The organism is Rhodococcus sp. GB-02 (genome assembly GCF_053470465.1).
The window spans coordinates 191,939-217,138 of record NZ_JBPUKE010000005.1 but is presented as its reverse complement, the minus strand read 5'-3'; the positions used below and the strand labels follow the sequence as shown (position 1 = coordinate 217,138).

Sequence of the window (25,200 nt, the reverse complement as noted above, 5' to 3'; positions counted from 1 at the left end):
CCGTATCGCAGTCACCCCGCCAGATCATCCCGAACACTTCACCTGCAGGAGCCCGTCATGCGCTTTCGCTACATCGGAACAGAGGAAATGATCTACCAAGGACCGCCTGCCCGCGTTCTCGGATACGGCGACATCGTCAGAGCCCTCACCAACCCCAACCCCCGATACTTCGAACCACTCGAAGCGAACCCGGAACTGGACGGACAAGAACAGTAGGCACCCGTGCCCGCGCCTGACAAACCCACGATCATGGCCGCCCCAGAGGGTTAAACAAGAGCAACCCGTACAGATTTGCGCCGCGTTTAGGCCCGGCCACGGTGGCAGGTTCAGGAGATCGAAAGATCCCCTGAAGTACAGCCAGGCTCACCCGCACCGATCGAATGCGCTATGAAGCGCCTTCTCTCGCTCTGAGGTAGATGGACCAACTGGTGCTCGCGTACCGGGTCCGTGGCAGGGAGCTATCGGTGAGGTATCACCGCAACTACTCGGCGTGGTCTTCCTCATTCTGAAATTCTTTTGGGTAAGTGTCGTTGGGACGAACGATATCGATACCGGCGACGAGGCCGCGCGCGCCCATCAAGGAGATCTTCCCACGACGCCCTTCGACCCAGACGAACCGATAATGAACGAACCTCACGTGACCGACAGAGCGAGCCTGTCGAGAAGCAACTTCTACTCGGGGCGGCCTCGCTTTGAGCTTTGCGGAACAGACCTGCCACTTAAGGGTACCCGTCACGCTCGGTATCCTCGATGGAGGTCTGCATACACAATGCTTTGCTCAACGACGCTTCGACGAAGCGGATCAGGTTGTAGTTCTTGTTTCGCGTTCGAGTCGCCGCGCCGCTCTCTTGAGCGCTCATTGCCTTACTCCATTCTCACCCCGCCCGACTTTCCTTTGTCACTGGGGCGATACCTGACACAGAGGTCCTCCATGCACCGTTACCACACGAGAGAATCTGGCTCTTCCGGATCTGGAGTGCATGAGTCGATCCACCGGTGATCAAGTGAGGCAAAAGATGTAGAGGGTCCTGGGATACGAGGAGGAAGGTTCCGAGCCCGAATCCGAACACATCACAGGACCCATGGACCAGACTACTAACCTTGTCGCCGACACCATCTGCAGAACCGTCGAACTCGGCGTCACTATCACCGGCGCCGCCGTCGCAGAACACCTCACCCACATCGACTGCCGGCCCGTCGAACACGACCCGACCTGCCCAACGTGCGGCCAGCCCGGTCGGCTCCGCGACCACGTCACCCGCACTCTCCCCGTGGTCGCCGCACCACCGGCTAAATCCTCGAACGACTCGCCTGCGACAAGACATCCGTTTCGGCGGCGGCTGCAGCGTTGGGGTTGAGTTGGGACGTGGTAAACTTCCCGGCTCTGTCCACGGTCCGGCATGTGGTCTACGACCAGTCCGGTCACCTCGACAGGGTGCGAGCCTTTGGGTGCGGACGAGCACAAGCGGAAACACGTTCGCGGGCAGGGTAATCCGAGCTTCGTGACCGTGATCGTGATCAGGCGTTTCGGGACCGGGTGAAGGTCGTCTCGATGGACGAGTTCACAGGCTACCACTCCGCCGCGAAGGACGTATTACCGCAGGCCAAGAGGGTGATGGACCCGTTCCATGTCGTGCACCTCGCCGCCGAGACACACCGTGTGCCGGCAGCGGATCCAGCAGGTCACACTCGGGCATCGTGGCCGGTCCGGCAACCCCGGGTGTACGCCATCAAAAGGGCGCTGCTGACCCGCGCGACGTCAAGCAGAAAGCGCGACGCGAGGCAGTGTTCACCGACGAGGAACACATCGATGTCGCGGTCACCGAACGCACATTCCGACACATGCGATCGGGTGATCATCTATGCCCACAACCGCACTATGCCCCGCAACAGAAGTCGCACCGACTGAATCAGCACATCGGTGCATTCAGGCTTAATGCCACAGGTGTTTCGTTTCATATCTTATAGATTTTCATTTTTCGATACAGCGATGATCGAGCAATTCCGAGGCTCTTTGCTGTACGCATTCTGTTTCCATCATTCTCTTCCAGGCTTTTTACTATAGCCTTGCGCACCGACGCAGAGTCTGCATCACTCTTAGACGACCTTGTCGGTCCCCGCACCTCGGTGGTCTCGGACGAGCTCGATGCCGACGCCTTGACCACGACATTGGTCGCGGAGATCAACAGGTTGACGACAGCGGGTGCGGAACGGCTGATCCTCGCGGCGAAGACCAAAGGCCGTGAGGCGCTGTTCAAACGGATCATTCTCGAGAGCTTCCCGAGACATCTCCTCGGGTCAGTCCCCGTTCTCTTCAGCTGGGAATTCGCCTCCGACGAACTTCGATCACGCCGAATCTGGTCCGGCATCATCAACTCGTTCCTCCACCCCACCGTAGAACGCTTCCTCTACAGCGCCGAACGACGCCTACGCACCTACAAGATCAAGAACCCGCTCCTCATCTACCGCAATGACGGGGCGTCCTCGCGGGTCGCGAAGTCCGTGGCACTCAAGACCTATTCTTCCGGACCTCGCGGAGGGCTCGAAGGCACACGCGCACTTGCCCAAGCGTACGAGCTTCCCCATGTGCTCATGATCGACGTAGGCGGAACTACCACCGATGTAGGGACGGTGAAGAACTATGCCATCGCCACCGAACGCCGGGGTCATATCGCCGGTGTTCCTGTCTCGTACGAGCTCAGTGACGTTCACTCCACAGGAGTCGGGGGCAGTTCCATCATTGCGGTAGAGAACGGCCGGATCGTAGTCAGCCCGGAAAGCGTCGGCGCGTCCCCCGGACCCGCATGCTTCGGTTTCGGCGGCAAGAAGGCCACCATCACCGACGTCAATTTGCTCTTGGGTGTTCTCGATCCCGACACCTACCTCGACGGTGAAATGTTTCTCGACGCCGAACGATCCCGCGCCGTGATCACTGAGAGCATCGCCGAGCCTCTGGGGCTCACTGTCGAAGAAGCCCTGCTCGAGATGGCATCGGCCTATGCGGCGAAGGTATCGGAATCGTTCGCCTCTTCCGTCGAAAGCGCTGAGACGACAACTGTGGCCGCGTTCGGCGGCGGCGGCCCGATGAGTGCGTGTGATGCCGCACGAATCGCCGGAGTGCGCCGGGTACTCGTCCCGAGACTGGCCGCGGTGTTCTCCGCGTACGGTATCAGTTTCTCCGACATCTCCCAGTCCTACGAAACCAACATCACCGACTGCACCCCTGAGCAAATCGACGCAGCGAGAAACGAATTACGTTCCCGCGCAACACGAGACATGTTCCAAGAAGGATACGACACCGCAGAGTGCTCGTTGGAGTGGACCTCTGTAGTCGAGGACGCGGATGGGATGGCGGCGCGCACCCAGTTCGAGCATGATCTCGATGTCAGTTCTACCGCGGGAAACACGACCATCCTCGCACTGAAAGTGACACGGGAACTCCCCCATTCGGTTGTCAAGGGCGGGTCTCCCAAGAAGAAGACGCCGGCGGTGTCGACGCTGGCGAGATCGGTCCGCACCTCCCCCACGCTGGTCGAGGAACTACCTGTCTATCTACTCGATCAGCAGATCGCAGGTGCGGTCGCATCCGGTCCGGCCATTGTCGAGGGGCAGTTTTTCACAGCTCAAGTCCCGACCGGCTGGAACCTGGAGGTCTCCAATTCCGGTGACCTCATCCTGACCGACACCGTGTAATCGGGCCCGGCGGTACCGCCCGAACGATCACATCGACATTTCTCGACACGAAGGTAACGAACATCATGCGTATCCCCATGACCGAATATCTTGCAATCGATCTCGACTCCGAGCGGTGGCTCTGCCGGGTCTGCCAGCACGACCTGGGCAATGCTCGGGGGAACTACAAAGAAGGCACTCTGGTCTACGACCGAGACCCCGCGAGATTCACCCCTCAATTCTCGATCCGGAGAAATACGAGTACACCTTCGCCCCGGATCCGTTGTTCTGCCGCATCCTCGAATTCTATTGCCCGGGGTGCGGTACGCAGATCGAAACCGAATACACCCCACCCGGACACCCACCGACCGTCGACATGATCTGGGACATCGACGCACTCAAGAAGCAGTGGGCCGACCGCGACGGCGATCCGGAAACACTGATCAACTACGGGCCCGGCGAGAACGCCATCTCCGAACCTCGCACTTCGCATTCGCACTCCCATTCACACGCTCAGCGCTGACCCCGGATCGAAGGAGACTTTCATGAAACGCATTTCTGTTGACATCGGTGGAACATTCAGCGACTGCTTCTTTGTCTGGGACGACATTTACGTCGAAGCGAAGGCGTTGACCACCCACCACAACCTGGCCCTCGGCTTCAACGAAGCACTCGATTTGGCATGCTCACGCGCCGGCGTCAGCCGCAGTGACGCTCTACGCGAGGTCGACTCGGTCCGCTACGCCACCACCCTCGGCACCAACGCACTCATCGAAGGCAAAGGCCCCAAGGTTGCCGCTCTGGTGACACACGGATTCGAAGACACGATCCACCTCTCCCGTGGCCGCGGCTACGGCGAGGGCCTCGACGGCATCAAACAAGGTGACATGGCAGACGCCCAACGACCGGATCCTCTAGTGCCGCGTCACCTGGTTCGATCCGTCAAGGAACGGGTCGACGCTGTCGGCGAGATCCTCGTTCCACTGATGGTCGACGATGTTCGTCAGCAGGTTCGCGAGTTGGTGGACAACGGCGCCGAAGCCATCGTCGTGGCGCTGACCAACGCCACCGAGAACTCCGCCCACGAGCAACAGATCCTCGAAATCATCCTTGATGAATACCCCACGCACCAGCTCGGCGCGATCCCCGTTCTGCTCAGCAGTCAGGTATCGGGCCGAAAAGGCGAATACGTGCGAGCAACATCGACGATTGTCGACGCCTTCCTCCACGAGACGATGTTCCACGCGCTCAACCAACTGTCGAGCAATCTGCGTGACTCCGGGTACGAGAAGCCGATGCTGGTCATTCACAATTCCGGCGGCATGGCCCAGCCGAACTCGACCGATGCGCTCCAGACTATCCACTCAGGCCCGATCGCCGGAGTCGGTGGGGCACAACACTTGGCGGAAACCACCGGAATCGGTGACGTCGTATCGATGGACATGGGAGGAACATCGTTCGACATCGGCCTGGTCCCCGAAGGCGGAGTTCGGCACTACGATTTCCAGCCGACCATCGGCCGCTGGCTGGTGTCGGTCCCGATGATCCATCTCAACACCCTCGGCGCCGGCGGCGGCTCGATCGCTTCTTTCGACAGGATCCACAATTCGGTGCAGATCGGCCCCGAATCGGCAGGTTCGGACCCCGGCCCCGCCTGCTACGACCGCGGCGGTTTGCAGGTGACGGTCACTGACGCCGATTTGGTGCTCGGATACCTCGACCCCGAGAATTACGCCAACGGCTACATCGCGCTCAACAAGAAGCGCTCTACCTATGCGATCGACGAAAATCTCTCCGACGAGCTCGACATGGACGCTGTCGACGTTGCGAAGGTCATCAAGCGCACCGTCGACGAGCAGATGGCCATCGGCATCGAGAAGGAATTGCGCTCGCGTGGCGGTCTCGTCGAGGACTACACCATGCTCGCGTACGGCGGCAACGGCCCGCTGCACGCCTGCGGGATCGCATCCAAGGCCGGAATCAGCAAGATCCTCTTCCCCCCGTTCGCATCAGTTTTCTCCGCCCTGGGCGCGGGCAACATGAAGCCCCTCCACATCCACGAACGGAGCGCGTACATCGTGCTCTACGAACCTCGCGAGCGAACCATCTACGACCAGTACGAACAGCTCAACACCTACATCGGCGAGCTTGAAGCCAAGGGCGCCGAGGACCTGGTCCGTCAGGGCTACAACCGCAGCGACGTCAAGTACCGACTCGAGATGGACATGCGTTACGGCAACCAGTTGGTCACCACCGCAGTCTCTTTCGACATCAACCGAGTCAACGGTGTCGCCGATGTGCTGTACCTGATCAAAACGTTCGCCGAAATCTTCGGCCAACGGTACGGCGAAGGCACCCAGGCCCCCGAAGCCGGTGTCCGCGTACAGACCTTGCGCGTCGCCTCCTACATCGACGGCGACGTCGTCAAATTCGATTCCATCGACGCCGGCGGTGACCGCGCAACCCCGGCACCTGTGACCACCCGCAAAGTGCATTTCACCGACATCAGCGAACCTGTCCAGACCCCGGTCTACGACGAGAACGCCCTCCACCACGCGTACGTGATCGCCGGCCCCGCCATCGTGACGACAGAAAGCACCACTTACCTGGTCGAACCGGGCTGGCGACTCGAGCCGACAGTGCAAGGCGCCGTCTGGCTCCTCAAAGACTGACGAGCAGTCGAATCAAACCACAGTTCTTACTAAGGAGCCTGAAAACATCATGACGATTTTAGACAACGGCACCGGGCCATCCGCAGACCGCGACGGGACCCAGCAACTCAGCGAGCAAGAGCAGCAGTGGGTCGACAAGTTCATGGACGAGACCACCCTCTTCCTCGGACCCGACCCCGACATCATGCGTCATCACCAGATCGCGCCGCGCACAGCGCACGAAAGCTATTGCATGACATCGGATACCGATCCGATCGAAGCCGACCGCATCCGCAAACGCCTCGCAGGCGCACTGGACGAGGCCTTCGAGATGTGCGAAAGCATGGGCGCGGCACCCGGCGCAAAATGGGCTGACCTCTCCGTCGCCGTCTACACAGCCGAAGGCGATGTCAGCTACCTTTCCGCCCGCGGCGTCATCGCCTTCTCCGCAGTGTTGCACCACCCGATTCGCTACATCATGAAGAACTGGAAAGACGAACCGACAGTCGGGATCCGGCCCGGAGACGGCTTCTTCCACAACGATTCCCGGTTCGGCATGGTGCACAACACCGACCAATCGATGCTGGTACCCGTCATGCGAGACGACCGGATCATCGCCTGGGTAGGGGCCACCATCCACGAAGGTGAAAACGGTGCCTGCGAACCCGGCGGCATGCCGTCAGGCTCCGAAACGCCCTTCGACGACGGGCTGCGCGCATCGCCGATCAAGATCGTCGAAGGCGGGCGACTGCGCCGCGATCTGTTGACCTTCCTCCAGCACTCGACACGTGACCCCAAACTGATGCTCGCCGACATCAAGGTCAAGATGGGCGCCGTCAGCAGAGTGATGGACACCGTCGACCGCCTCATCGACGAAGTCGGTGAAGAAGCATTCGTCTCTACTCTTCGCACCACCGTCGAGAACGTGGAAGCCGAGGTACGGCGCCGCATTTCGGATCTTCCGGACGGCACCGTCACCTTCAACCAGTTCGTCGATTCGACCCTCAAAGAAAACATTCTGATCAAGTTCGCCTGCAAGATCACCATCAAGGGTGACACGATGACCGTCGACCTGACGGGTACCGGGCCGGAGATCCTCAACCGGGCGATCAACTCCCCCCTCGGCTCGACCAAATCGTTCATGACGCAAGCGATTCTGTCGTACTGGTGGCCGGACCTCCCCCGCAGCACCGGCGCCCTCTCCCCCATCGAGGTCATTTCCGAGGAACACACCTGGGCCGACGCCGGATACGACGCACCCGTCGGACAGTCGCTCCAAGCCTCGTTCCGCGGATTCTCTGCCCTACAGACCGCGTACGCGAAACTTCAGTTCTCCTCCCCCACCAAGTACTCGAACGTGATCGCCCCCTGGTTCAACCAGATCAACGACTTCCTGTGGGGCGGAACCACGCAGCACAGTGAGCAGGTCGGCAACCTCTGTGCCGATCTGAACGGAATGGGCGGCGGCGCCAAGGCATTCCGAGACGGCGAAGACGGCGTAGCACCACTGTTCTGTGCAATGGCCGACATCGCCGAGCAAGAAGTCATGGAAGAAGAAGTCCCGTTCCTGCAACTGGTCAGTAAGCGACTGGTCACAGACAATCAGGGCTTCGGAAAGTACCGCGGCGGCATGGGCTACGAAATGATTGTCGCTTCACGCGGCACCCCCAGCTGGGGATTCATGACCGTCACTTCCGGCTCGAAGTTTTCGTCGGTGAGCGGAATGTTCGGTGGCTACGGATGCCCCACCTATCCGTTGTCGATGGTCAAGAACATCAATATCTACGACATCATCCGCAAGGACCCATCACAGTTCGACTTGTCGATCGAACGGGTGATGAACGAACAGCCCTACGAGGGCGGCAAATACCTGACCGGCCACATGGGGTTGCAGTTCGATGTCGCCAAGGAAGGCGAGCTGTACATGATCAGCCAAGGCTCCGGCGGCGGATACGGGGACATCCTCGAGCGAGATCCAGAACTGGTCATGGCTGACCTGCAGCTCGCGCGGATCTCGGACAAGGTGGCCGGCGAACTGTACGGCGTCGTCTACGAACCCGACACATTCGTCGTCCGCGAAGAAGAAACCACAGCGCTACGCGCACAAATGCGCCAGGACCGCTTGAAGCGAGGCAAGCCGTACAAGGAATTCGTAGCCGAATTCGTCAAGCCCGAACCTCCGAAAGAGTTGCTGTACTTCGGTTCCTGGGGCGATGACAACGACCAACTGGTTGCCACGCACTGGGGCAAGAGTGCGCCGGAGCGGGTAACCGCGCGGCTCGAGGATCTACCCCTCATCATGATTCCGGACCGTCGCGTGCTCAAGATCGAGGAGCTGAGCAAGCGGGTACGCGAGCTCGAGACCAAGTGCGGCGAGAAAGTCCAGCACAAGTCCTGACCCTGCCGATTTCGCGCGGTGATGCTCCGCTGACCCAACATCACGTCGGTGTGAGCATCACCGCGCGGTATCGCACCAATCTCTCGAGGAAGACCATCATGACCACCAGCCTTCTCACCGCAATCGCCTCACCACCCTCGGGCCGCGCCACAGCCCTCCTACTCGATCACCACGCGTACGCCCAATCGGTGTTTCTGCGCAACCGGCCCGCCCCCTGGGACGACCCCACCAGCTACGCCCGCTTCTTCAACCAAGCACAAGGTCTACTCAAACCCGACCTGGCCATCCTCGACCTGAACCACTTCTACACCCATCACCTCGAACAGAACCCCGCCCTGCGGGATTCAATGTCTCAGAAGAAACGAACCGGATATGCCCTGCGTACCATGCTCGCGGACAAGGGCCTCACCCGTAGCGTCATCGATCTTGCGCAAACACTGACAGCAATGGCGTCAGGACCAGTAGTCCTACAGATCCCCTCCCCCATGCAGTGGCTACGAGCCACACACCACTATTCGGGTTCTTCCGACATTGACAGCCTCGACGCCGACGACGCGGAAAACTCGTCAATGTACGTCGCCGATTGGCTCCGCGGCTTCGCAGCACTCCCATTCGCCGCGATACTCCTCGACGACCGACCGATAGACCCCTCCGCACCAACCACACCGGTCGGGTACGACGCCTACACCCCGATCACCAACATCACCGCGCACTACCGACTTATCGTCGGCATGCGCGACTCCCATGGGGTAACCCTCCATCAGCAGACCATCCGCGGAAGTGTCCTCCCCGAGAACTACTGGCGCGGAGAACAAACAACACTTCCTCCCTGCGACTTTCACATCACTCAGATCCCCGCCACCGCAGTACCCGAAGTAGTCCTCAATCAACTTGCCCAGCTCAAGTAACACAAACTCATCCGAACCAACCAACCCGACCCGAAATCGCAACGAGCGAGTCGTCAAGCCCCTTCAACAGGCATCAGCGCCACGCACCCTATGGGAACCGCATGAGCGTGCCGCTCGGATGAATAGCGGGTTGACACATTCATCCAGATACTCTCGATTGACCTCACGGAGGGTTCTCTGCATCTGCAAGATATTCGCGTACAGAGCCGACGCCGTCGGAGTGGGCACCCCGAACTCTTGGCGATATCCGTGAATGCCATACCCGCAGTAGGCCTCTCATACGCACGCTGCCGACGTGCAATCCGTTCGGCGAGCTTGTCCCGCTTGGCTTGCCTCTCGCGGCTTCCGCGGAATGACATTCTCCCGCTTAGCTTCCTGCCGTATCACTGCAAGATCGGGAATAGAACTGCATGCCAGTCACCATTCCAGCGGCAATTGGGCATCAGCTGCACATTGCTGCGAGCATCGTCACCTTGGCTGTGCTGGTGACCGCTGGGGTGGTGGGTGACTGTGATCACAGCCCAGAATTCGTCAGCCACGCCGTGTGACTGTATTACCGCTTCACGTTGAGCCTGCGTGATGTGGAGGAACTGATGTTCGAGCGCGGCGTCGTGGTCTCCCACCAGACGATCCGGCAGTGGTGCGCGATGTTCGGCCGGTCCTATGCCAATGAGCTGCGTCTCCGAAGGCCCCGCCCGGGCAACAAGTGGTACCTCGATGAAGTGTTCACCTCGAATCAACGGCGAGCAGAAGTATTTGTGGCGCGGGGTCGATCAGGACGGCCTGATAGCGACGCTATCGTCCAGTCGGGTCGAAACGCCACTGCTGCCAAGCGGTTCTTCCGCAAGGTACTCAAGGGTCTGCGGTACGTGCCGACGGTGCTCGTGACCGCCAAGCTGGCCAGCTACAAAGTGGCGTACCGCGAGATGCTGACCTCTGCCGAGCATCGCCGGTCGAAGTATTTTCAGCAATCGGGCCGAGAACTCGCGTCAGCCAATGCGACAATGGGAGCGCCGGGTGAAGAGAATCGCTTCAGCCGGGCAGGCGCAACGGTTCATGCTGGCTGTATTCGTCTAAGTGATCTCGCGGATGATGCGAGCGGTGTTACCGACAGTTGGTGCGTGACCCGTACGTCTTCGATTTTCTCGACATCACCGAACGTGTCGCGGAGCGGGAGCTGGAGTCCGCGCTGATGCGTCGGCTGGAGCAGTTCCTCCTCGAACTGGGACACGGGTTCGCCTTTGTTGGACGCCAATACCATTTCGAGGTCGGTGATCAGGATTTCTATATCGACTTGCTGTTCTTCAACTGGGTGCAAGCGAGGTTCGTCGTCGTCGAGTTGAAGGTAGGCAGGTTTGAGCCGGAGTATGTCGGGAAGCTCGGCTTCTATGTTTCGTGGATCGACGACAACCTCCGCAACAAGGACATCCACGCCCCGACTGTGGGAATCTTGCTCTGCGCCGGCCGCAACGACAACGTCGTCCGGTATTCACTTGCCGGGACAACTGCACCCCTCGCCGTAGCCGACTACACCTATGAGACTCTCCCCTCCCAGGTTCGCGATCTCGTCCCTACCGACGACGAGATCGCGGCAGCTGTGGAAGCCACTGTCTCCGAACTCGACTCCCAACTGCCCGTCAAACCTGACAACTCCGGCTGAGAGGCGCCATTCGATTTTCGAACCTGGCCGACATATCCTCTGGTGCCGAGATCGCTACCGGTGTTTCGCACGAGGGTCTGCGAACGCGATGCCTGGTCCCGCCCGGTGCGTCGAGGAGCAGGGCAGTTCTATGTCCAGTCGATGTGGACGGATTCGATGGAATCGAAGTGAAATCCGAAAGTGTCGCCGTACTGGTCGAATCCCTTGTTTTCAGGGTAATCCATCGTGGCGTGACGTTCGAGGATGGCAACCACCCGGGCATGATCGTCGTTGGCCAAAGCCATGGCGAGTTCTCGTGTTTCGTCGAGACTGAAGGGGCTGTCGGAGTTCGCGAAATCGAGGGTACGCACTCGATAGTCGTAACCTTCTTCGGAACCGTTGCGGACGGACACTCCCCCGCGGACTCGGATGGTGGCCTTTTTGGGTTGCCCGTCGGGTCGTAGGACGCCGGCGCGGTCCATGACGTCGTGCGCTTTGACGTTCTTGAGTTTCTTTTTCGCGTCAGCGCGCAGCTCGTTCGTTTCGCCGGAACGGTAGCGAGAGACCGCTGATCGTGAACGACCGATTTTCTTTGCGACAGCGTCGATTCCACCGAGGCGTTCGATGGCGGCTCGCCGTTGTGCACGTTCGGTGACGTCGGGGTGCGGGATTCGTCCTTGCTGCGCCCAGCGGCGCAGTGTTCGGTCAGATGGGGGCTTTCTCCCGGCGTCGACAGCTGCTTGCCGTAGGCCTTCTTTACCGATTTCGGTACGGATCTGACGTACGGAGACTTTGCTGGTGAGTCCGGCCAATCCCCCACTTTTGACCGATTTCGATTTTTCGACACCACTGGTCGCTGCTGTCGAGACAGATACGTTGAGTCCGTCCAAACCGACGGTCTTCTGTGCGGGTTTGGTAGATCGCGGTTTCGGAAGATGCAGGGCCACTATATGTTTCCTTCATCTTCGTCGGTGAACGCAGCTTTGAGTGCGAGGTTGATCTCGTGGGTGTCGCGGGCGTCGGTCAGCATGACGGTTATGTTTTCGGTGAGCGGGGCGCTCTTTTCCAGAGTCATTTTCCCGAGTGCGTCACTCTCGTCTGCGATGTCGATGCCCAGGGGCAGGGGGTAGACCCAGGAGTCGGTGACGGTGCGCAGTGGCCAACGCCCGGTTTCGCGCGCGATGCGCATCGCGACGCGGCGGCCTCGCCAGCGGCAGTGTGCGATGATCGCTGCTCGCCAGAGCGGCTGATGATGGTGTTGCATTTGTTTGGCGGTCCACATGTCGGGGTTGACCATTCGGCCGATATAACCCTTGTAGCAGGCGCCGATGAACCGTTTCATTGCTGTGTCGCCGGTGTCAACGGCAACTTTGCGGGCCTCTCTCAAGATTTTCGCCCACTTGTCGAGGGCTCGACCCTGTTCGGGGTAGACCCACGCTTCTGCGATGTCGAGGTCGTCGAGTTCTGCGCCGATTCCGCCATCGGCGATGGACGTTTGAAGTGCATCGAGGCTGACGGTGGTGATCCAGGTCTGCACAGGTTGGTCGGCGAGCATGTGTGGGTGAGGCAACGGTAGAGCGGGTGGGAGCGCCAGCATGTCACCCGGTGGGAGGGTTACACGCCAGAGTCCGAACGGGGTTTTCGATTGCCGCGCAGCATCGAGCGCGTCCTCGCCGCGAAGATGTCGAGGTTTTCCGTAGCCGAATTCGAGCATGCCAGCCGAAGCGAGGTACGCAGCTCGTTGGTCTATCGATACCAGTTGTGTTGCATCGGAAAGTTCTTCGAGGTCCGGGATGCGGGTCCATCCGAGGGCAGGTTCGAGATCTCCGCGGGGTTCGCCGTCCAACGGTGGGACCGGTCCACCGACAGTGACGACGATTCCTTTACCGCTGCGGGTGCGGTCGCGTTTGATCTTGTCGACGATGGCGGCGCCGGTGCGTGCGGGGGTGGGCCCGGGTAGCACGCCGAGGTGTTGTGCGCACCAGGCGAGTCGGCGTCCCAGTTCGCGGGCAGCGGGGAGGTCGTCGTCGGGGAGGTAGGTTCCGGCGGCCGGTGACCCGAGGATCCCCATGTCCCCCACGCGATTGCCCCATCCGAAGTCCTTGTTCCAGTAGGTCCACACGTAGGGTTCGATGAAAATGTCGACCATGGATGTGAAGTTCCCGGTGGTGCGGGAGAGGTGAACGACGTGGCCGGGTTCTCCGCGCAGTTCCCATCCTGCGGTCAGCATCGGGGTCAGCGTGGCGTGGAGGATCGCGGTGAGCTCTTCGGCAGCGCGGGTACGGAGGACTTCCATGTCGTCGACATCGTCTTCACTGCCCGGGTCGATGATCCATCCGAGCATCTCGCACGCTTCGATTCCCACTATCCAGATCTGTGCCGGCGCGCCCAGCGGGGTGAGCGTTGCCCATCTGATGAGTTTGTCAAGTTTTTCGATGGAATCGACTGGGCCGGTGAGTGTATGGCCAGACGGTGTGTAGGTGCCGGCTGCTGTGACAATGACGGCGTGGCCGTCTGCTGCCTCGCCGGCGGGAGGAAGGGCGGCCGGTTCGGTTGCGCCCCGTTCGGACGCCGGGGGAGGTTCCGGTCCCACGTCAGCAATGGGCTTATCTTGGGGCACAACTGTTTCCGTGCTGTAATCCGAAGACGGTGACGAGTCCGTACCTTGCCACGCTATGGGGGCGCTTTCGCCTGCCACTGGTTCGACCTCTGGTTCCGCGGCGACACGATCCTCCGCAATCGGCGCACGGGCATCCATCACGTCAGCATCGGGATCCGGCGCCGCGGCGTCGTCGAGATCGAAGAGCGCTGGTTCAGAATCGACCTCAGAACCATCCCCATGAACTCCGGGCACCGGAGAAGGATCGAGGTCGAACAGGGGAATCTGCTCCCACTTCCTCACCACCATCGCTGCCCCATCCCCGCTACTGGCGTCCTAATGACTCGAGATCAAATGCTGATCGCAATGCCCTGGTCAACAACACTTCCTGAGCAGGCAAGAGAAATCCTCGATTCACCCCGAGTGCCGACACCGGGATGGTCGTCACCCCGTCGCAGTCGACAACCGATCCGTCCTCGACACCGTTGTCTTCGCCCAAACTCAGCTCGGTCGATAACCCCCGCCCCTCCGCACGAACGGGAGCAACAGTGACCGTCCCCAGATGAGGCCGAACCAGCTCCCTCGTCAGAACCAAGACCGGACAGAGCGTTTCGAGGTGGGCGTCATGGATTGGCCGCACTCAGTTCTTCTTCCCGTGCGCGGCGGCGATATTCACATCGCTACCGGTTCCGAGACCATCAGACAAGATCTCCACGTCTCGGGCTGCAAGCTGTCGACGCTGCTCACGCTCCAACGCTCGAAGCACAACTTGAGCACGGCTTTTCGCGCGCCCACCACTGACCTCACTGTCGAGAAACACCACGATGTCCTCGGGTAGCCGTACCGCGATCTGCGTGCTCATAATCATCATGATACCGAATTGGGATGTAAACCGGTACCGGCCATTCCGTTCATCTTCCCTCAGCCTCCGCCCCTGACACTCCCGGTGCCGTGGACTGCCGGCCGAACGTCCGTGGACTGCCGGCCGAACGTCCGTGGACTGCCGGGCCGTCAGTGCCCCGATTACTCGGTGCCGTACAACTCGGCGGTGTAATGCCCCTCCCCATTGCGTGTGGCCTCATCCCAATCGACGCCCAACGCGTCGGCCAGGTGATGTGCATCGGAGAGGAAGTCCGCGAACACGGTGGGCAATTCTTCGGTGCCGGTTCCGCAGCGGCGGGCATACGCGATCATTCCGTCTGCTGCCCGCACAGCGCGGACGCCGTTGTCGTGGATCTGCGACTCGGGGTCTTGCTCGTAGCGGAAGTCATCGCGCTTGCTGCCGCCTGCTGTCGATGCCGCGACTGCATCGAATGTGTCTATTCCTTCCCAGACGCGTGCACGGTATTCGATCTTCGTTGTGTCGGACATTTGTTTTGTCCCTTTCATTTTCGGTTGAACTACACAGCGGGGGTGCTGCGCAGCGCGGCCAACAGGCCGGTCTGGACCTCGAGCGCGGACGACGGCGCACCATGTGCAAGAACGCTCGCAGTCGCGCTGTCGATGACGACGGACATGTGGGCGCGGTGACGCGAGAGCATCACACAGGCACGGCCCGCATCGAGGTTGAAAGGTTCGGCGGTCCGGTATCCCGCCAATGGGTGCAGCACCACGACGGCAGGACGCTCAAGGCCTTGCAATGAGTTGGCGGTGCCGACCAGTACGTCGGGGTACTCGCTGAGTAGGGCACGGATTGCCGCAGCCTGGGTCACGTGCGGGACCACCACGGCCACGTCAGCGGCCGTCATTGGCCGCTGGCCTGCGGTGGTGACCAGATCCGCTGCCAGTAGCTCTCGCACCCGCGCAGCGCATGCAGTCACCAAGGCAGGATCGGACGGGCCTCCGCAAGCTGTGATCGGGCGATGCGCCAATTCGAGCCACACAACTCCGCTCGAATCGGTGAGGTGTTCCGGGGGCCGCTTGGAGGTGAACGGCAAATCGGGGTAGAACAGTGGCGCGATCAGTGCTGTGGTGTCGGGTCCGAGTCGCCAGGTGTGCGCCAACCGCACCATCCCCACCGCATCGCCGTGTGCAGCCAACAGCGCGATCGGGGCGGGTAGATCGGGCGCGGTTTCGCTTCCCTCCCAACGAGATACATCGCCGGTCACCACCGGGTCGATCTGTCCGGGATCACCGACGCACACCACCTGTTTCGCCATGGCTCCCAGCGCTCCCAGATCGGCGTAGGTGCATTGCCACGACTCGTCCACGATCAACACGTCCGCGCCGACTCGGTCCGGGTCCGAGAACAACCATCGCGCCGTCGTGCCGATCAGAATTCCCCCGACTTCGCCCTGCCAGCGCACTTTCTGCCCCGACACCACCGGCGTGTCGCCGCTGTCCGGTGCCGGTGCTTTCGCTTTCCACATCAAGGCGGCGCGGTCGGTGAGTGTTCCCAATCGGCGTGCAATCTCCACCGCCTGTTCGCGGGTCTGCGCCGCGATCCCTACGCGCAGATCCGCCCGGTGCGCCAATGCCGCAGCCAGTAATGCAACCAATCGGGTCTTGCCTGCGCCGGGAGGGGACGGCACCACCACCGCAGGATCACCCGACCACACCGAGAACAGCACACGCGCTGTGATCGGGTCGGCCATGATCTCCGACCCCGGCCACCCCGTTAGTGAGGGAGCAGGCGGGCGCGGCGGTGACGGGACCGGCCCGGAGGGGGCAGCGATATCCGACGACGAGGCAGTAATGCGCATGACGAATCAATCCTTTCCTGGAAAAGCTCTCTGAACTGGCTATTTACCTACGGCAGGTATGCTGCCGGTGCTATTTCTCTGCGCCCGCTATGAGCACGTCCAACGGCACTTCACGCCGGGAAGGGACGGGTGTCTGCCCCGTCGAAAGCCAGGACCGCCGACCTCGGTAGAGCCGCCAGTACCGGCCACGACCAGCGCGCATCGTGTGCGGTGACGCCGCTTGCGGCATCAACACCACCGACGCGCCACTCGGCGGCGCATACATCCCCACCGAACCGAGTCCGAGCACCAACTTCCCGCCGACAACCTCGGTCGATGTGACCTCGACGGTGAACTGCTCGAACGGTCGCCGTCGCGGTGTGCCGACCCACCCGGTGACAGCAGATCCGACCCGCAGCCGTGAATCCAGACGCTCACACGTCACCGACAGCGACCCGTTGCGCCGACGTGAGCCTTTCGGTGGCGGCGTCATCGATGCCACACCTACCGCGACGTGGCCGGTGTGCAGTGCGCGCTCGCGCCACATCGGATCATCGAGCAAGGCTGATGACATCACATCTGCTGCGTCACAACGACTTCGCAGGCCCATCGCGGCGCTGGCCGTGTTGTCGGGACGCGACCAGTCGTGACCGTCCACCAGTGCAGACTGTGCCCGAGAAAACGAATACGCGTCGTCTTCACCGATCGCAGCGAGCAGCGGCAGCAACGGGCCACTGCCGATCGCACGCGCCCACTCGTGCATCCCGGCGACACTCTCGTCCGCGATCTGCAACCACGTCCGCCACACCCGCGCCGACCGCTGCGCTTCCGGCACCACGCCGAGCACGTAGCGGGCACTGGACGCGGCCGGAAGATTCACCACCGCCGACGTGCCGGGATGATCCGCCCGATCTGCCCACCACCCCACCATCGCGGCGCTACCGGAGATGTTCGGGTCACTGTGGTGAGCGTGCGCCCGCGCCAACCCCACCAGCGCCGGAATCGTGCCGCCGTCGTCGGTGAGCAACATCGCCGGGGCATCCGCCGCCAGCGTGCCGCCCAACCTGGCCAGCAACGCCAACCCGGCCTCGTCACACGCGGTTTCCTCACCTCCACCGACCGCCGCAGCGGACACGCTCACACTGCCGCCGCGTACCGTCGCCCGCACCGCCAGCGCCGACGCTGACGGGGTGAACGTAGTGTGTGCGAGCCGAGCAACGGGACGCCCCGTTTCGGCGGCATAGAGACGCTGAGCCAGATCGAACCATTCCACGCTCACGACACGTCCTCCGTCTGTTCGCACGCCAGGACCACCGGATTCGCAGCGCACTCCCACCCCGCACGCAAGGCCAGCGCCGCCGCATCCTCGCCGGTACCGACGACCACGCTCGCCACCTGATCCGGCGCGTGACCGGTACCCGTCAACACTTGCTGCGCGTACCGCAACAGATCACCGCTCACCGCGTTCACGACGCACCGACCGGGATCTGCACACGTGACGCCCATTCCGGGGTCCGAGACAGTGCGGCGTCGTTGCCGATCACCGCGCACACCAGATGCGCCCGCGACGGCCGATCCGGCCACGGCGTATCCCCGTCCGTCAACACGATCACCACGTGCGGGGCAGGACGGGCCGCGTTCCCCGCGTCGATCCCGACGCGCATATCCGTACCGCCGCCGCCCACCAACTGCACATCGGCCACCGACCGCACCGCCTGCGCAGACGTCGATGCCGCATCGCACGAGAGAATCCGTACCCGCTCCCGCGCCACACCGCCCGCCCGCAGCACACCCGCCACCTCACCCATCGCCGCCGACAGATCACCCGCCGACATGGACCCCGACGTGTCGATCACAATCGACACCGTGATCGACGGACCCCGCATCGCCGGGGCCACGATCCCCGGCAGGCTGCGCCGCGACGGACGCGCATAGCTGTAGTTCGTCCGCCCCGACTGATCCGCCAGCGCTCGCCGGATCACCGCACGCAACACCCGATCCCACGGCACGGTCGGCGGCGTGAGAACCTCACCGGCCCAGCGCGCCAACCCTTGCGGCGGCATCCCGCGCCCCTTCCCCTGCGCCGCCTGCACCGCCCGCGCCACATGACGGCGAACCAGATCTGCTTCCGCGCCGTCCAACCCGTCCGCGACCTCCCCCGCTGCCGCGCCCAACTCCCCCGGCACCGGCGCGCATCCCGCACCGGATCCGCAACCCACGTCGTCGTCGTCTGGAAACTGTTGTCCCGTAGCCGGATCGATCAGGTGCGTGTAGTAGTCCTCTGCGATTCCGCCGTCCTCGCACCCGAACGATTGTGGAGTGATCACCCCGTCCGGTAACCCGACGCCCGCCGCCAGCAAGTCGTCGTTGATTTCCGCGTCCGCCGCGTAATTCCACGCCACGTGGTGCACCGGCTTCGGCAAGGACTGCCCCCGCACACCGTGTGCCCGCAGCAAGTGCCCGACCTCGTGCAGCAACACCGCACCCGCCACCGGCACCGGCCACGCACCCGCCCCCACCAACAACGCCGGATCTAGATAGAGCCGCCATTGCGCATCCACCGCGAACGTGCCCAACCCCGGTGCAGCAACAGGCTGCGCCGCGAACAATGCCCGCATGAAATACGGCATCTGTTCGGCAGAAACCAGTCGTGCCAGGCGAAACGCCCGCAACTCATCCGGCGCGAGGACCCGAACCCCGCTCATGCTGCCGCCTCCATCAGACCCGCAGCGGTCAACATCGGCGCGAACCGACGAGCAGACGCCGGGACAGTCGCCTTCGCCGGTCGCGCCTTCGCCAGCGTGCGCGCCGCCGCGCCCGCCACGTCCGGTGCGCCCGCCTCCGCAGCCGCGATCAGCGGACCCCACGCACTGCGCCAGGCCTCCACCGTGCCCCGTCCCACCGCCCACGCCGTGACACCGGACAGCACCGCCCACACCAGATCAGGACGCGACTGCCAATCGAACGCCGAATCGGGATTCTCCACCACCGCAACCGGATCGGGAAGATCCGCGCTACGCCGCCACTCCAAGAACTCCACGCCCGCGCCCTCACCGATCAACCCGAACACCGCCGTGTTGATCGCCGCGTTGTCGTCCTCCCGCAAATGCGGCAACACCGCCGCCAACATCGACCACGTACGACGCGACGGCCACGCACCACCGGTCTGCGCAGCCGACGACGGAAACGCATCCAACGCATCAGGATTGCGCTGCACAAAGCCGGTGATCGAACTGCGCACCAACGCAACCCGTTGCTCATCGGTGGCCACCGCACGCGAGGCAGGCGGTGCACCCCACCCCGTCGCCATACCGTCCAACCACTCATCCACAGACGGCGTGAACTCCACATGGCAGAACCGATTCGCCAACGGCGCTTCCAACTCGTACCCACCAGCAGCGCAATCCGGAGGATTCGCCCCCGCAATCACCCGAGTCCCCTTCGGCAACTGCACATCACCGACAGTCAAATCCAACGCCACCGCCAACATCGCCGCCTGCACAGCAGGCGGACTCGTCGTCAACTCGTCCAAAAACAGATACCCACCACCACCGGCAACCAATTCCTTCGCCCACGCCGGAGCCTCCAACGCCACACCGTGCTCCCGCACCACCGGCAACCCCGCGAAATCCGACGGCTCACGCAACGACCCCAACACCGTCTTGCACAACACCCCATCCGCCGCAGCCAACCCACGAACCAAACTCGACTTGCCCATACCCGGACCCGAAATCAACAACGACGGCACACCCGCCCGCCCATTCGCATCCAACACAGTCACAGCAGTAGCCAAATCAGCCACAGGAATCCTCCAGAATCGAGCGAACTGGTCAGGTCCGCTACCGAATTAGACTCCCCAATTATATAGGTTGACCTGCGCAAATAGGCGCTAGAATCGTTTCTCACGTCCCCGGCGCACCCTGTGCCGGGGACGTGAGAAACCACTACCTCACCGGCCGCCGGCACCACCGCAGACAGGCGAAGGAAAGGTGGCTACAAGACCGCGATTTCGACCTCCGATCAGCGGTCCCCAGCATGCCGACCTCTACGACATCTTTTCGGGCCGGCATCTGCACACAAGAAGTCAAACCTGCGAAACGCCACGCTAAAAAGCGGATAGACCGCAAACGATGTCCGGGCTTGGCTGTCAGCTCTTGAGCTCGCCGACCCACAACACCTCAAACAACCCGTTACTCAAGTCGAAATATGTACGGAGAGTTCGTTTCACCGTCGATACGACGCTGAAACTCAACTTGGACTTGCTGCAGCAACTCGAGGTCGTCCCAAGCAGATGAGTGATCCTTGCTCTGTTCTCGAGAGTCAAACAACAGATTCACCCACCGGGCATTGTGGGATGACCACATCACAAAGAAGACATCCGGCCACATCACCCAGACGGTGTCTACGCCAACAATCCCGTCCAGTGGGTTCAGAAGGTGTGCCACGATAGGAGCAACGTCCATTTCAACGACGGGATAGTCAAAGGGATGGGCAATCAGAAATATGTTCTTCGAGTGCGCAACCCTCACTTTCTTGTTTAGTTGGCGGAGCGCGCGATCAATCTGATTGAGGCCTTCACCTGCCAGGACCTCGTTTACAGTCGTAACAGCTGCGGTGAACGTCGTCACCATCGGAATTTCGCCACGCCCAAGGGATTGATCAATCGTGGCGTCAAACTTTCGGTACCAAAGACCAATCGATTTCACTTCGAAGTCCGCAAACCTCTTATTCGCCAAACCCATCGACGATATGGGGCTGCGCTCCGATTTCGAATGCGAAAGATCGAAGATCAAGTCTGGTTCGCCAGCACAATCAACGCTAGTCGGCGCACAGGCTAGGAATGCAGTCGTTGAAATGGCGGCTAGGTCCTCGCCCGATCTCACTTTCAGTTTTCGAAGCACCTCGTGCGGCAACGCACGGCAGAGCTCGTCGACCGCCCACCATAAAGTTCGTTGCGGTATCACCACTACGTCACTGCCCTTTGCGCCCGGATCGAGCATGAACTTATAGTCGCACATCGCAAAGCAAAGCCCCGGGAGTTCGGGTCACTTCAATCCCGGGCTTCGGCGATAGCATCAGCGGTCACCAGCATGTCGATCTCAACAACATTGGTTCCGCCGGCATCGGTGACGCGCACGGTTACTCCGGCGAGCTTGTGTACCGTCGGTCATTGACCGCAGAGGGGAAACCGAGATGCTGTTGTCTTCCTGGCGAGTGTGTATCACCGAGAGTCGTGTGGTCCGACCCCGGATCACGGCATACCGGAGCGCGGCGAGAGAAGCCGTCGCCACCATATCCAGCCAACGAAAATGACCAGCCAGAAGTCGATTCCTACTCCCGTCAGGCCTTACTCAACGCCGCCAATGCATCTGTGCCGACGGGTTCTTCGGCGAGCATCGGGACGATGGCGGTTCGCTGGCTGTATTTGTTTGTGATGCTGTCGATTTCGGTGATCTCTCCGGCTGCGCGTTGCTGCAGGAGCGTCGAGGTCGGTTCGGCTGCCGCGAGGGAGTTGTTGACCACCCACGCCCAAGGGTGAATGCCTGCGCGTTGCAGGTCGGCTTGCAGACCGGCGGCCTCGAGGACAGGTGTGGTTTCAGCGAGGGTCACGAGTAGGACTTTCGTGGCGTTCGGGTCCTGGAGCCGCATGAGCGGGGTGGTGAAGTTCGTGTTCTCACCCATTTGGCGGGCGATTTCCCGGTGGTAGGAGCCGGTGGCGTCGAGCAACAACAAAGTGTGCCCGGTCGGGGCGGTGTCGACGACGACGAATTTGCGGCTCGATTCGTGAATCACCCGCGAAAACGCCTGAAAGACCGCCACTTCCTCGGTGCAGGGTGATCGGAGGTCTTCGGCGAGGTTCGCGCGTCCGCGTTCGTCGAGGTTCTTGCCTTTGGTGGTCAGAACCCGGGTGCGGTACTGCTCGGTGGCTTCGGCGGGGTCGATTCGGGAGACCTGGAGGTTGTCGAGTTCCCCGTTCAAGGTTTCTGTCAGATGTGCGGCCGGGTCGGTGGTGGTCAGGTGCACCTGGTGGCCGCGTTCGGCGAGGGCGACAGCGATGGCGGCTGCGATGGTGGTCTTGCCGACTCCGCCTTTGCCCATGCACATGATCAGGCCGTGATCGTCGGTGTCGAGTTCGTCGATCAGGGATGAGAGCGGAGCACTGGGTAGCTGCAGGGCCGGGTCCGCTGAGGCGGCGGATACCGGGCTGAGGTCGGGGGTGAAGAGGCTTTCGAGTGCGTCGATGCCGACGATATTGGTCGCTTTGAGCGGGACCTGATCGGTGGGCAGCTGCGCCAATTCGTCGGGCAGGCCGGCTATCGCGGCTTGTTCACGCCGGTAGATCGCGGTCGCGAGTGGATCGGTGTCGTCGCCCGGTGCCGGGAGGACACCGTTGATCACGACATGCTGATGGGTCAGTCCGATGTCGGCGAGTTCGCGGTGGGTGCGGGTAATTTCGGCGAGCGTCGAACGCTGGGCGCGCGAGACCAGGACGAGGCGGGTCCGCTGCGGATCTGCGAGCGCGGCAACAGCGTCAGCGTAGATGGCTCGCTGCTTCTCGAGCCCGGACAGCGGCCCCAGGCACGATGCGTCGCCCCTACCGTCGTCGAGGAACTCGGTCCACGATCCGGGAAGCTGCAGCAGCCGGATGGTGTGCCCCGTCGGAGCGGTGTCGAAGAGGACATGGTCGAAGTCGGCGGTGATGTCGCCTTGGCAGGAGAGCAGTCCGGTGAACTCGTTGAACGACGCTATTTCGGTGGTGCAGGACCCAGAGAGCTGTTCGGCGATCGCCGCGATCTCCTTCTCGGGGAGCAGTCCGCGGACGGGGCCGATGATCCGCTCGCGATAGGCGGCGGCGGCTTGTTCCGGGTTGATCTCGAGCGCCGACAATCCGGGAGCGGCGGGAATGTCGGTGATGGTGTTGCCGATGCTCACGCCGAAGACCTGCCCGACGTTGGAGGCGGGATCGGTGCTCACGAGCAGCACTTTCTTCCCGGCGCGGGCGAGGGTGATCGCGCTCGCGCAGGCGATGGAGGTCTTTCCGACACCGCCTTTGCCGGTGAAGAACAGGAATCGGGGTGCATCGTTCAGGAACTTCATTGCGTTGTGGGTGCTTTCAGCAGCAGGTGGTGGAGTCGGCGTCGTCGGTGGAGCAGCATGCTGAGCCGTCGGCGAGTCCGAGCATGGCGATCCCGGCCGGCGCGTCCGCGGCTCCGGCTTCGGTGATGCCGGCCCATTTCGCGAGCTGGTTGCGGGTGGGATAAGTACCGGTCAGGGCGGTGACTCCGTCGACGATCGCCAGCGGGAGTCCTTCGGAGCCTGAGATTTTGAGGAATGCTGCGACGGTGTCGTTTCCGGCGAAGGCAAGGGGGTCGTTGGCGAGGTTGTGACGGGTGATGGTGCCGCCGTTGCTCGCGACCCAGTCGAGGTCGGCGGTGAAGGTGATCAGCGCTTGGTCGACGTCGTCGCCGCAGACGCCGGTGTTGCAGCACAGGGCGGGTTCGAATACTTCGATGGTGCTCATGATGTGTCCTCTGTTTTGTTTCGGATGTTGCTCAGATGGCCGGGACTGTGAAGAGGTCGTCGTCGAGTGCGGTGATGGCGTCGCGGGCGGTGCGGCCGACTCCGATCAGGGTGGCCGATGCGGGACCGGTCCAGTCGCCGTATCCGAGGAAAATCAATCCGGGTTCACCGGCGACGTGCGCTCCGTCGAGTTCGATGCGTCCGGTGTCGCCGTCTCGGAGTCCAAGGGGCTGAAGGTGCCGTAGTGCGGGGCGGAATCCGGTGCACCAGATAATGGCGTCCACCTGTTCGACGTGATCGCCGAATCCCAATCCGGTGGCGGTGAGGCGGTCGAACATCGGGTGCGCCACCATCACGCCGCGCTCGCGGGCGGCTTGGACCGGGGGCACCATCACGATGTCGCCGAGGCCGGCGATGCCACCGGAATCGGTTTCACCTGAAGCGATTTCACGGGCATGTTCACGGGCGACGTCGAAAAGGATCCGGCCGTCGACGTCGTCGGGCAGGAACCGCGGTTCCCGGCTCGTCAGCCAGAGTGTCTCGGCGACGGTGGAGACTTCGGCGACGATCTGCGCGGCAGAGTTTCCGCCGCCGACCACGGCGACCTTGCTACCGGCGAACGGGGTCGGCGAACGGTAGCTGGTGGTATGGATTTGGGTGCCGGTGAACTCGCGGATACCGGGGTAGATCGGCCAGAATGGTTGCCGCCACGTCCCGGTGGTGTTGACGACGGCCCGCGCGGACCAGCTGCCGTGATCGGATTCGACGAGATACCCGTCACCGGAGCGGGTCACGGACGTGACGCGGACCGGGCGGCGGACCGGTAGGTCGTATCGGGTCTCGTAGGCGGTGAGGTAATCCACGACGTGTGAGGCGGGCGGGAAACCGGGACTCCAGCCCGGCATCGGCCAGCCGGGCAGCGAGGAGTATTCGGCTGGTGAGAACAGGTGCAGTGAGTCCCAGTAGTGCTGCCAGGATCCACCGGGCGCTGTTTCGGCGTCGAGGATGACGAAGTCGCGGCCGGAGCGGCGCAGGTAGTACCCGGCGGCCATTCCGGCTTGACCACCACCGATCACGACAACGTCGACCGTGATCGGTGTCCCTTGCGAGTGCACGAGTGTCCTTTCCTTA

At 62.2% G+C, this 25,200-nt stretch carries 25 protein-coding genes and 2 pseudogenes; 11 read left to right on the top strand and 16 right to left on the bottom strand.

All coding sequences use genetic code 11. From position 1 onward, the window contains the following. Positions 1-57 precede the first annotated feature (57 nt). On the top strand, positions 58-216 hold the full coding sequence (locus ACSW29_RS30110) for a hypothetical protein (RefSeq protein ID WP_167349918.1): 159 nt from the start codon (positions 58-60) through the stop codon (positions 214-216). Positions 217-719: 503 nt separating this feature from the next. On the opposite strand, the gene ACSW29_RS30105 is transcribed toward ACSW29_RS30110, so the two are convergent. After that, the gene (locus ACSW29_RS30105; RefSeq protein WP_231917508.1) at positions 720-860 is read right to left on the bottom strand and encodes a hypothetical protein; all 141 of its coding nucleotides are present in this window, start codon (positions 858-860) and stop codon (positions 720-722) included. A 692-nt stretch (positions 861-1,552) separates the two neighbouring features. Here ACSW29_RS30105 and ACSW29_RS30100 point away from each other — a divergent pair. Beyond that, on the top strand, positions 1,553-1,909 hold the full coding sequence (locus ACSW29_RS30100; protein ID WP_082654954.1) for a transposase: 357 nt from the start codon (positions 1,553-1,555) through the stop codon (positions 1,907-1,909). A gap of 46 nt (positions 1,910-1,955) precedes the next feature. Here the strand turns inward: ACSW29_RS30100 and ACSW29_RS30095 are convergent, their stop codons facing one another. Next, positions 1,956-2,027 carry a helix-turn-helix domain-containing protein gene (locus ACSW29_RS30095; protein ID WP_408990032.1) on the bottom strand — a complete coding sequence of 24 codons (72 nt, stop codon included), beginning with the start codon at positions 2,025-2,027 and terminating at the stop codon, positions 1,956-1,958. A 40-nt stretch (positions 2,028-2,067) separates the two neighbouring features. Between ACSW29_RS30095 and ACSW29_RS30090 the strand changes: the two genes are divergently transcribed. The 9 genes and pseudogenes from ACSW29_RS30090 to ACSW29_RS30050 all read left to right on the top strand — a co-directional run. Beyond that, a complete protein-coding gene (locus tag ACSW29_RS30090; protein WP_231917490.1) occupies positions 2,068-3,693 on the top strand; it encodes a hydantoinase/oxoprolinase family protein in 1,626 nt (541 codons plus the stop codon). Between the two features lie 65 nt (positions 3,694-3,758). Further along, a pseudogene (locus ACSW29_RS30085) lies at positions 3,759-4,027 on the top strand (acetone carboxylase subunit gamma); the annotation flags it as partial. 21 nt (positions 4,028-4,048) lie between these two features. After that, entirely contained in the window at positions 4,049-4,195 is a 147-nt protein-coding gene (locus tag ACSW29_RS30080; RefSeq protein ID WP_358345479.1) for a hypothetical protein, read from the top strand. Between the two features lie 22 nt (positions 4,196-4,217). Continuing rightward, complete coding sequence (locus ACSW29_RS30075; protein WP_042926470.1) at positions 4,218-6,344, top strand: hydantoinase/oxoprolinase family protein; 2,127 nt, start codon at positions 4,218-4,220, stop codon at positions 6,342-6,344. Between the two features lie 49 nt (positions 6,345-6,393). Then, positions 6,394-8,721 carry a hydantoinase B/oxoprolinase family protein gene (locus ACSW29_RS30070; protein WP_448278972.1) on the top strand — a complete coding sequence of 776 codons (2,328 nt, stop codon included), beginning with the start codon at positions 6,394-6,396 and terminating at the stop codon, positions 8,719-8,721. A gap of 98 nt (positions 8,722-8,819) precedes the next feature. Continuing rightward, on the top strand, positions 8,820-9,629 hold the full coding sequence (locus ACSW29_RS30065; protein WP_042926486.1) for a hypothetical protein: 810 nt from the start codon (positions 8,820-8,822) through the stop codon (positions 9,627-9,629). Between the two features lie 410 nt (positions 9,630-10,039). Further along, positions 10,040-10,177, top strand: a complete 138-nt coding sequence (locus ACSW29_RS30060) for a hypothetical protein (protein ID WP_448278971.1) — start codon at positions 10,040-10,042, stop codon at positions 10,175-10,177. Positions 10,178-10,222: 45 nt separating this feature from the next. Then, on the top strand, positions 10,223-10,822 hold the full coding sequence (locus tag ACSW29_RS30055; RefSeq protein ID WP_074447156.1) for a DDE-type integrase/transposase/recombinase: 600 nt from the start codon (positions 10,223-10,225) through the stop codon (positions 10,820-10,822). Further along, positions 10,738-11,289: pseudogene (locus tag ACSW29_RS30050) on the top strand (PDDEXK nuclease domain-containing protein); the annotation flags it as partial. The gene ACSW29_RS30055 and the pseudogene ACSW29_RS30050, both read left to right, overlap by 85 nt. Before the next feature lie 128 nt (positions 11,290-11,417). On the opposite strand, the gene ACSW29_RS30045 reads toward ACSW29_RS30050, so the two are convergent. The 14 genes from ACSW29_RS30045 to ACSW29_RS29980 form a co-directional block, all read right to left on the bottom strand. Continuing rightward, positions 11,418-12,215: a hypothetical protein gene (locus tag ACSW29_RS30045; protein ID WP_058228359.1), complete on the bottom strand. Its 798-nt coding sequence runs from the start codon at positions 12,213-12,215 to the stop codon at positions 11,418-11,420. Next, positions 12,215-14,176 carry a hypothetical protein gene (locus tag ACSW29_RS30040; RefSeq protein WP_231917492.1) on the bottom strand — a complete coding sequence of 654 codons (1,962 nt, stop codon included), beginning with the start codon at positions 14,174-14,176 and terminating at the stop codon, positions 12,215-12,217. The genes ACSW29_RS30045 and ACSW29_RS30040 overlap by 1 nt, the downstream gene beginning before the upstream one ends. Positions 14,177-14,192: 16 nt before the next feature. After that, on the bottom strand, positions 14,193-14,507 hold the full coding sequence (locus tag ACSW29_RS30035) for a type II toxin-antitoxin system PemK/MazF family toxin (RefSeq protein WP_042926284.1): 315 nt from the start codon (positions 14,505-14,507) through the stop codon (positions 14,193-14,195). Continuing rightward, positions 14,508-14,729 (bottom strand): hypothetical protein, encoded by a 222-nt coding sequence (locus ACSW29_RS30030; protein WP_042926289.1) that lies wholly within the window; start codon positions 14,727-14,729, stop codon positions 14,508-14,510. 161 nt (positions 14,730-14,890) lie between these two features. Then, positions 14,891-15,238 carry a hypothetical protein gene (locus ACSW29_RS30025; protein ID WP_448278970.1) on the bottom strand — a complete coding sequence of 116 codons (348 nt, stop codon included), beginning with the start codon at positions 15,236-15,238 and terminating at the stop codon, positions 14,891-14,893. A gap of 29 nt (positions 15,239-15,267) precedes the next feature. Continuing rightward, positions 15,268-16,569 carry a DEAD/DEAH box helicase gene (locus ACSW29_RS30020; RefSeq protein WP_448278969.1) on the bottom strand — a complete coding sequence of 434 codons (1,302 nt, stop codon included), beginning with the start codon at positions 16,567-16,569 and terminating at the stop codon, positions 15,268-15,270. A 70-nt stretch (positions 16,570-16,639) separates the two neighbouring features. Further along, the gene (locus tag ACSW29_RS30015) at positions 16,640-17,827 is read right to left on the bottom strand and encodes a hypothetical protein (RefSeq protein ID WP_448278968.1); all 1,188 of its coding nucleotides are present in this window, start codon (positions 17,825-17,827) and stop codon (positions 16,640-16,642) included. Continuing rightward, complete coding sequence (locus ACSW29_RS30010) at positions 17,824-18,018, bottom strand: hypothetical protein (RefSeq protein ID WP_037129470.1); 195 nt, start codon at positions 18,016-18,018, stop codon at positions 17,824-17,826. Before ACSW29_RS30010 ends, ACSW29_RS30015 begins: the two co-directional genes overlap by 4 nt. Further along, positions 18,015-19,253 carry a vWA domain-containing protein gene (locus ACSW29_RS30005; RefSeq protein WP_058228362.1) on the bottom strand — a complete coding sequence of 413 codons (1,239 nt, stop codon included), beginning with the start codon at positions 19,251-19,253 and terminating at the stop codon, positions 18,015-18,017. Before ACSW29_RS30005 ends, ACSW29_RS30010 begins: the two co-directional genes overlap by 4 nt. Then, complete coding sequence (locus ACSW29_RS30000) at positions 19,250-20,350, bottom strand: ATPase AAA (protein ID WP_042926277.1); 1,101 nt, start codon at positions 20,348-20,350, stop codon at positions 19,250-19,252. The genes ACSW29_RS30005 and ACSW29_RS30000 overlap by 4 nt, the downstream gene beginning before the upstream one ends. Before the next feature lie 388 nt (positions 20,351-20,738). Beyond that, the gene (locus tag ACSW29_RS29995; protein ID WP_128638076.1) at positions 20,739-21,548 is read right to left on the bottom strand and encodes a hypothetical protein; all 810 of its coding nucleotides are present in this window, start codon (positions 21,546-21,548) and stop codon (positions 20,739-20,741) included. 340 nt (positions 21,549-21,888) lie between these two features. Next, entirely contained in the window at positions 21,889-23,646 is a 1,758-nt protein-coding gene (gene arsA / locus ACSW29_RS29990) for an arsenical pump-driving ATPase (protein WP_003944661.1), read from the bottom strand. Positions 23,647-23,662: 16 nt separating this feature from the next. Then, positions 23,663-24,070, bottom strand: a complete 408-nt coding sequence (arsD, locus tag ACSW29_RS29985; protein WP_003944649.1) for an arsenite efflux transporter metallochaperone ArsD — start codon at positions 24,068-24,070, stop codon at positions 23,663-23,665. A 31-nt stretch (positions 24,071-24,101) separates the two neighbouring features. After that, on the bottom strand, positions 24,102-25,184 hold the full coding sequence (locus ACSW29_RS29980) for an ArsO family NAD(P)H-dependent flavin-containing monooxygenase (RefSeq protein WP_003944597.1): 1,083 nt from the start codon (positions 25,182-25,184) through the stop codon (positions 24,102-24,104). Positions 25,185-25,200 lie beyond the last annotated feature (16 nt).

Bases quoted from the DNA above. Each gene is read 5' to 3' on its own strand.
- ACSW29_RS30105 (WP_231917508.1), bottom strand. From the start codon at position 860: ATGAGCGCTCAAGAGAGCGGCGCGGCGACTCGAACGCGAAACAAGAAC.
- ACSW29_RS30065 (WP_042926486.1), top strand. From the start codon at position 8,820: ATGACCACCAGCCTTCTCACCGCAATCGCCTCACCACCCTCGGGCCGC.
- ACSW29_RS30075 (WP_042926470.1), top strand. From the start codon at position 4,218: ATGAAACGCATTTCTGTTGACATCGGTGGAACATTCAGCGACTGCTTC.
- ACSW29_RS30055 (WP_074447156.1), top strand. From the start codon at position 10,223: ATGTTCGAGCGCGGCGTCGTGGTCTCCCACCAGACGATCCGGCAGTGG.
- ACSW29_RS30080 (WP_358345479.1), top strand. From the start codon at position 4,049: ATGATCTGGGACATCGACGCACTCAAGAAGCAGTGGGCCGACCGCGAC.
- ACSW29_RS30110 (WP_167349918.1), top strand. From the start codon at position 58: ATGCGCTTTCGCTACATCGGAACAGAGGAAATGATCTACCAAGGACCG.
- ACSW29_RS30070 (WP_448278972.1), top strand. From the start codon at position 6,394: ATGACGATTTTAGACAACGGCACCGGGCCATCCGCAGACCGCGACGGG.
- ACSW29_RS30040 (WP_231917492.1), bottom strand. From the start codon at position 14,176: ATGGTGGTGAGGAAGTGGGAGCAGATTCCCCTGTTCGACCTCGATCCT.
- ACSW29_RS30060 (WP_448278971.1), top strand. From the start codon at position 10,040: ATGCCAGTCACCATTCCAGCGGCAATTGGGCATCAGCTGCACATTGCT.
- ACSW29_RS29995 (WP_128638076.1), bottom strand. From the start codon at position 21,548: ATGCTCGATCCGGGCGCAAAGGGCAGTGACGTAGTGGTGATACCGCAA.
- ACSW29_RS30005 (WP_058228362.1), bottom strand. From the start codon at position 19,253: ATGAGCGGGGTTCGGGTCCTCGCGCCGGATGAGTTGCGGGCGTTTCGC.
- ACSW29_RS30030 (WP_042926289.1), bottom strand. From the start codon at position 14,729: ATGAGCACGCAGATCGCGGTACGGCTACCCGAGGACATCGTGGTGTTT.
- ACSW29_RS30020 (WP_448278969.1), bottom strand. From the start codon at position 16,569: ATGCGCATTACTGCCTCGTCGTCGGATATCGCTGCCCCCTCCGGGCCG.
- arsD (WP_003944649.1), bottom strand. From the start codon at position 24,070: ATGAGCACCATCGAAGTATTCGAACCCGCCCTGTGCTGCAACACCGGC.
- ACSW29_RS30100 (WP_082654954.1), top strand. From the start codon at position 1,553: ATGGACGAGTTCACAGGCTACCACTCCGCCGCGAAGGACGTATTACCG.
- ACSW29_RS30025 (WP_448278970.1), bottom strand. From the start codon at position 15,238: ATGTCCGACACAACGAAGATCGAATACCGTGCACGCGTCTGGGAAGGA.
- arsA (WP_003944661.1), bottom strand. From the start codon at position 23,646: ATGAAGTTCCTGAACGATGCACCCCGATTCCTGTTCTTCACCGGCAAA.